Source organism: Lentibacillus populi (assembly GCA_014642895.1).
GTDB lineage: Bacteria > Bacillota > Bacilli > Bacillales > Amphibacillaceae > Lentibacillus_C > Lentibacillus_C populi.
Genome location: BMJD01000082.1, coordinates 1 through 6,846, shown reverse-complemented (window position 1 = coordinate 6,846; position 6,846 = coordinate 1). Strand labels below are relative to the sequence as shown.

The following is a 6,846-nucleotide window of genomic DNA, read 5'->3' as shown; positions in this document are numbered from 1 at the left end:
TCATCATTTTCTTTGTACTCACTTGTAAATATCGCATAGTATCCATCAAGAGCTTCTTCAGCCTGCAGTTTTTTCATATCTAATTGAAGTGATTGTTTTGGATTTACAATTTCTCCCGTTTCTTTATCATAACTAATATTTTTTATATAACCCGCAGCCCCATAGGAACTGGAACGTGTATACTTACCCGGATTATCCACAATATCCATCGCTTTTTTAATAACCTTTTCACGCTGTGTACGGCGGACTATTTTTACCACTTGTGCGATCTTTTTTACCACCTTTTGCGGCGGGATGTACCACTCACTGCGGAACACTTTACCACATGTATAAAGAAATCCCCCGACTGTTTGGGGGGATTTCTTTATACACTAAAACGGAAGAATTCCTAATTGAAGTTCAAGCTTTAATTTCTCACAACGCAGTCTATCAATCTCTTTCTGTAACTCCTGCACCATTTCCTCGAGTCTTTCTATTTTGGTTTTATCATCAATTCCTTTTTCATAGGCTGTTCCAACACGACTTAAATCTATCAAGAAAGATAACACAGCTGGTTCATAAATATGGTAGTTCCCTTCAAATTCTGTTGCTTCGATTTCACCTTTAGCTATCCATTGCCTAACATCTTTTTCATCACATTCCAACTCATAGTTGTGTAAGAGATCAACCGTTTCTGATATTGTCATGTAATCCTTCATTTAAAACTCCCTTTCTGTTCTTATTCTTGGTATTTATTAAAGGCTGCTGTTCTCTTCATCGTTTTTCTTTTGATGGTGCACACCAAGACGTTCACGCATCGATACTTTTCCGTCAATAAAAATATCATAAGAATCATGAACAATCCGGTCTAGAATGGCTTCTGCCAGGGTTCCGCCTCCCAATTTTTCATACCATCCATCAAGATCAAATTGGGAACAGAATATATTGGATTGTTTTGCCTGACGTCTTGTATTAATCACTTCAAGAAGGAGAGCTGTTTCTTCATCCGTTAATGTATAAAGCAGCCATTCATCAAGAATAAGAAGGTCAACCTTCAGAAGCTTTTTCATTAATTTGGTGTAGCTGTCATCCTGTTGATATTTTGCTATTTTAAATGCTTCTAATAAATCTGGAAGTCGTGTATATTGAACCTTGAAGAATTGACGGCATGCTTGTACACCAAATGCGATAGCCATCCAAGACTTCCCGGCTCCAGACACTCCTTTAAAGATAATATTTCTCCCATCCAGAATATAACTGCCACTGGCTAGACGTAAGATTAACTCCTTATCCAGTTTTCGATCTTCATAGTAGATGATTTCCTCCATAGAGGCAGACTCAGGAAATGCTGCCTGTTTAAGAAGTCGATTGATTTTATTGCTTTTCCGCCGGGATTCCTCATGGTCAATCAAGATGCCGAATAATGTATCAAAATCCATCTCTTTATTTTCTCCCTTGGTAGAAATAGTTTCATAGGCTTCTGCCATCCCTGATAGTTTCAATGCTTTTAGTTTATCTATATTCTGTTGATTCATTTATTTTTCCCTCCAAAATAAGAAGCCCCGCGAGTGAAACCGTGCTTATTTTGCACATTATCTTTCTTCTGTGTGAAAGTTTTCTCTGAGTCTGCTTTTTTATTGTTTTTGATAAGTGTTTGAATACTTTTCACGGTTGGTCGATTCGTGATTTCATGCACCATTTTACACGCACGTTCGATTTCATAAACAGTATAGGTACGCTCCAGTTTCTTTAGGGCAAAGACGGACTTCATTGCTTGTTTTTCAACTTCGTAGCTATCCAATAGAAACTTCACCACAAATAGCGTATGTTCTCCAATATTCTCCGCCCAATCCAATGCGTCTTGCGGTGTTTGTTCCACGTAAAGTTTATGATTATCCGGCATATGATCATGTACAGTAGAAAATTGCCCGTATTTCCCATGCAGTGTTGGATGAGAAGCGATTCTCATGTAATTGAAATAAACTTCAATCGCCTCATCTGAGACTTTCACATCGACTTGTTTTCCTATATACTCATAGGGAACGGAGTAAAACATACTTTTTACAGAGATATGATAATCAGGCTGCACTTTGGCTGTTCGCCACTCAGACATCTGGTAGGGCTTAGCGGGAAGAGGAGTAAGGGCGTACTTCTCTTCTTCTATAAATGCTGACCAACGGGAGCCTTCTTTTTTTGTGAAAGGCCGGTGGTTAAACTCCTCCAGTTTCTTTCGAATCTCCTGGTTTATTTCCTCTATCGTAAAACATTGAGTATTCCTTAATGCGGCAATAATCCAGGTTGACACCGTGTTCACGGAACCTTCTACATTCGGTTTATCCTTTTTATCCAGAGTTCAGGATAAAAAGGATTATCCCGAAGTTTTTATTATCCCGAATTACGGCTGCTATTGATGATAATAACAGCCATGTATCCTAATAATTTTCGGGATAACCATCGGTATATGATTGTGCTATTTCAAACCACAAAGTTTTAGAATCATATCTTCATTACCTTCCCAAACTGGGATCTCACTAGTTGAGTTGCTATCCAGTTTGGTTGCTTTTTCAAGGGCATCCCTTATCATGGTAGTGTCAGCTGAGGCATAGATGCTCGTTGTTGTAGAATTTTGATGTCCAAGGAAATCTTTTATATAAGAAAGCGGGATACCTGATTGATATAAATGCATCGCCCGGCTATGTCTAAATAAATGTGCATGTACTTTTTTAGGAACTTCTGGACAGGAAGTCCTTGCTTGTTTGGCATACTTTTTTATGAATACAGAGACATTATCGGGGGACATTGCTCCCTTTTTCCCTTTAATTACAGTATAAAACAGATAGTCGTCAGTGTTTTGTAAACCTGTTGAATGAAATATTTTTAGATATTCTTTTAAATGAAGAACAGTTTTCTCCATTAAAGGAACCGCCCTAACTTTATTTCCTTTGCCAGTAAGATAGATGCATGGAATATCCAGATCGAGAGAAATATCCCGAAGCCTTAGATCAAGGATTTCCTGTATACGTCCACCAGTGTCATACATGACTATCATAAAGAAACGATTCCGCAGACCGAGTCCGTTTTTTACATTAGGCTGTGTCAAAATTGTTTTCAACGCATTCTGCGACATATATGACACTCCCTTTTTCGTATCCCGAAGGGCTGTTATGTCTTGAATATCCATGTATATTGCGGTAAGCGAGGGTTCTTCAATTGCACAATAATGCAGAAAAGATTTTAGTCCAGCTAGCCGTTGATTTCTGGTAGAAATGCTGCAGTTTCTCGATGATTGAAGCCATTCCAGGAATTCGTACACCAAACCATGATTAATCATGTCAAAAGTAATCTCAGTAAAAGGAATCTTCTTTTGATCTGATAGAAAAAGCCGTAAGAGATTTATCGTATCACGATAGGCTTTGATTGTGTTAAAGCTGTAACATTTATTTCTGGGCAAATACACCGTCAGGAAACTACGGACATATTTAAAAAAAGTACCTTCTATCGACTTATTCATAATCCACCTCCGGAAGGAGGTTTTCAGATATCCCCCTGGACTTATCGCGGAACACAGGGAAGAACTCTGGAACCAGATGCAGGTAATAATCTGTATCTATTTGATTTTCGTGACCAAGATACATGCTTAGATATGGAAGATATGCATTGATATCCTTCCCTTCCTTCACCCACTGATTCAGCCGGTTAACTGCGAAAGTATGACGAAAATCATGAACTCTTGGGGGATTTCCTGAGTATGTCTTTGCAACGGTAAGGTTATCCCAAAATAAATGAAACCAGTAGTTTACCAAGCTACGATTATAGTAGCTGCCTTTCTGATTTGGGAAAAATGCAATTCTATTAGGATAATGGAATTGGATTCTTTCATCGTACATCTTACATAGATGTAACATATCGTCAGACAAATATATGATTCTATCCTTATGACCTTTCGATTCCCGGATAAATACAGATCCCAATTTAAAATCCACATCTGACACTTGAAGCATTCGTGCTTCCGACGACCGAAGCCCGCAACTATAAAGGAGCCTAAAAAATACTGGTATGACTAGATGGCGACCTGGACTAAAAGCGCTCACCTGACAGGAATCTACTGCCTTAAAAAATTCAGACAGTTCCTGACTTGTAAATATGTGTGGTACATAACGTATTTGCTTTTTCGGTATATTGGAAGGTAAGACATACGCATCAATTCCGATACTTTTCATATATTTTGCCAGCTGTCTTATAGGTGTAATTCTACGCATAAGCCCATTTGGGTGTTCATTTTCTTTCAATGATGCCCAGCTCATGACAATGTCAGAGGTTAATGTATGTTCATTAGGAAAATGCTTTATGCAATGTTCATCAAACATGCGCAAAATCCTTCCCGAACTGACATAAGGGTATCCAAGGGACTGCTTCTGTTCAACCAGACCGTCTATATAGATCCTGAAGTTACTATTATAAGGATACTTCATAACAGCTCCTCCTTTGTCACTTCAATTCCTTGGAAGGTAAGAGCGCATGCCTTCAAATGCTTTTCATCTGTTGAAAGATATACCTTACTGGAAGAGATGGAGCCATGTCCCAATGTATTGGATATCACTGGAAGTGATATTTCTTGTGACAGCATTCTTGCAGCCACAGTATGGCGGAAAATATGGAATCCTTTCCGATGACCTGACTGCCGGATGTCGGCCTTTTTCATGATGCTACAACTGATGGCATAACAGTTGGAACGAGATAATTTTGTGTATGGTGCCTGGTATCTCAGAAAAACATAGGGAAGACTGCTTTGAGGTCTTGCATTTAGTATATAGTCAGACAATGCATTACCGATATCTGTAAGAATAGGTAACATTAAAGGCCTTCCGTTTTTCTGTTGTACGATGGCGATTGTCTTATTCCGCCAGTCAATGCTGGATATTTCTAAATTTGTAATGTCAATGCTTCTAAGACCTGTGCGCATTGCCAAAAGCACCATGGCATAGTTACGCTTTCCAATACAGGTGGAACGGTCGATTGACTGAAGTAAACGGTCTTCTTCTTCCTGTGTAATAGTTGGTACAACTGCGGTTCTTCTCGAACCGCTGCTCGGAACTGCCAGAACTAATTTTTCTTTAGTTGCACTTTCTTTATAGAGATATTTCAAAAAGGACCGAAGTGCAGACAGTACAGTTCGCATACTGGTGCTTTGGTAAGATCTTGCTATATAAGGAATAAAACTACGAACGTCATCGAGCCGGAGGTCAGATATGTTTTTATTGAGTTCTAAATGTACATATTTTAAAAACTGCCTCGAAAGTGTCTCATAACACCTGCGTGTACCATTACCTTTTCCGGAACGGATAAGTTCTTCCACATAATCGGCTTGTAACTGCTTCATTTCGATGGAAAGAGGGCTATTGGCATCCGCAAAATGGAATTTCCAGCTATAACTGCCTGTTTCCAGAACTTCGAGAAGAATCAGCACAGAAAGGCGTCTGAGTTTATAACGCCAGTTCTTAATCAGTCCTTTGTCAAGATTATCCTTCGACTCTAATACAAAACGATTTGCCAATTCCTCGGAAAAGTATGATTGCCCGTTTGATTCAAAAAAATGAGTCAGTTCATCCCATGCCAATCCATACTGATAGACTGTAGAAGCACTATGTTGGATTGGTTTTATTGCCTCCTTAGCTTGAGTAATCAATTCTGTCAGTAAAATTTCTTTCATCTTTTCGCCTCCATAATTATATTTGGGAACATCCCGATTTAATTATGAAGTGGGTGGAAAAAATGAACAACAATTATCCCGAACATTTAACTCGCTTAACGTGATAAATAAGGAAAAGCAGTTAAATGTTCGGGATAATAAAAACTTCGGAATAATCCTTTGGTGAACGCACGCGTGCTGGCATGACCACCGAGTGATAGTGGCGGACCATTTCTTCGTATGTTTTGTTTAACACCAGTTCTTTGCGGGTATGTTTGGTCACTCCTGTCTTTAAATTGTCTGGAACAATGATTTGAGTGCTTCCTCCCATGTATTCAAACGTGTGTTGATGAAGCTTTATCCAAGACGCTAAATCCATGGATAAAGAACCTTCGACATAGGAAAGCAGCGAACATGGTAAAGTTGCCACAAATACATACACTTTCACTTTTTCCCCTGTATCGGGATCAATGATAAATAAAGTAGAACCTGCCCAATCTACTTCTAACAATTCCCCTGGTTTCCGTTTGATTCGCAAGGTTGCTTTATATTTTTGGGCAAAGTTATGGTAATGCTCCGTGAATGTCCGGTAGGCATAGGGAATCTTTTCTTGTTCCTCGGATTTCCTCACATATTCTTCATGAAGCAATGTCAATGTAACATGTGGTTTGGCCAACTCTTTATGCAGATAATCAAAATCAATCATTTGCCGACCTGAAGCTTCCAGTTTTTTCTCAGGATAGAGAAAATCTTCAATCCAAGAATCTGTCATTTCTTCATCTAATGGACATTTCAATCCCCTTTTTTCCGCTAATCGTATGACTTCTGTGACTTTTTGTCGTGAATGGCGAGTCATCGCTGCGATATTTCGTAAACTCCTTTCCTCGTCATATAATTCCAGCATCTGTCGATATGGAAACATAAAAAACCTCCTGTATTCCTAATGTCATGCCGGTTGGCATGCACATTAAGTATACAGGAGTCGATAAAATGGTAAAGACTTCCGCAAAAGGTGGTAAAATTCTCCGCATTTAGTGGTAAAAAAGATTGCAAGGCTGGTACATATTGAATGCCATACTCACACGCTCAGCTTTTGCCTTTTTTGCGTATTTTTCACTATAAAAGATGACTTGTTTTTCATCAACTGTTTTCTTTATCTTTTTTCCGTTATTAGATGT

The 6,846-nt window shown here is 38.8% G+C and carries 7 protein-coding genes and 1 pseudogene; all 8 read right to left on the bottom strand.

All coding sequences use genetic code 11. The features are described from left to right. Nucleotides 1–260, bottom strand: a pseudogene (locus IEX12_RS22570) (IS1634 family transposase); the annotation flags it as partial. A gap of 111 nt (nucleotides 261–371) precedes the next feature. Next, nucleotides 372–698 carry a hypothetical protein gene (locus tag IEX12_RS22565; RefSeq protein WP_088051617.1) on the bottom strand — a complete coding sequence of 109 codons (327 nt, stop codon included), beginning with the start codon at nucleotides 696–698 and terminating at the stop codon, nucleotides 372–374. 36 nt (nucleotides 699–734) lie between these two features. Beyond that, nucleotides 735–1,514 carry an IS21-like element helper ATPase IstB gene (istB, locus tag IEX12_RS22560; protein ID WP_155555667.1) on the bottom strand — a complete coding sequence of 260 codons (780 nt, stop codon included), beginning with the start codon at nucleotides 1,512–1,514 and terminating at the stop codon, nucleotides 735–737. Then, a complete protein-coding gene (locus IEX12_RS22555; RefSeq protein ID WP_286171348.1) occupies nucleotides 1,511–2,284 on the bottom strand; it encodes a Mu transposase domain-containing protein in 774 nt (257 codons plus the stop codon). Before IEX12_RS22555 ends, istB begins: the two co-directional genes overlap by 4 nt. A 165-nt stretch (nucleotides 2,285–2,449) precedes the next feature. Next, entirely contained in the window at nucleotides 2,450–3,490 is a 1,041-nt protein-coding gene (locus IEX12_RS22550) for a tyrosine-type recombinase/integrase (protein ID WP_088051620.1), read from the bottom strand. Continuing rightward, nucleotides 3,483–4,451: a tyrosine-type recombinase/integrase gene (locus tag IEX12_RS22545; RefSeq protein ID WP_088051621.1), complete on the bottom strand. Its 969-nt coding sequence runs from the start codon at nucleotides 4,449–4,451 to the stop codon at nucleotides 3,483–3,485. The genes IEX12_RS22550 and IEX12_RS22545 overlap by 8 nt, the downstream gene beginning before the upstream one ends. Then, nucleotides 4,448–5,689, bottom strand: coding sequence for a site-specific integrase (locus IEX12_RS22540; protein WP_088051622.1), 1,242 nt, complete (start codon nucleotides 5,687–5,689; stop codon nucleotides 4,448–4,450). The genes IEX12_RS22545 and IEX12_RS22540 overlap by 4 nt, the downstream gene beginning before the upstream one ends. 121 nt (nucleotides 5,690–5,810) lie before the next feature. Next, on the bottom strand, nucleotides 5,811–6,590 hold the full coding sequence (locus IEX12_RS22535; RefSeq protein ID WP_188725941.1) for a DDE-type integrase/transposase/recombinase: 780 nt from the start codon (nucleotides 6,588–6,590) through the stop codon (nucleotides 5,811–5,813). Between the last annotated feature and the right edge of the window lie 256 nt (nucleotides 6,591–6,846).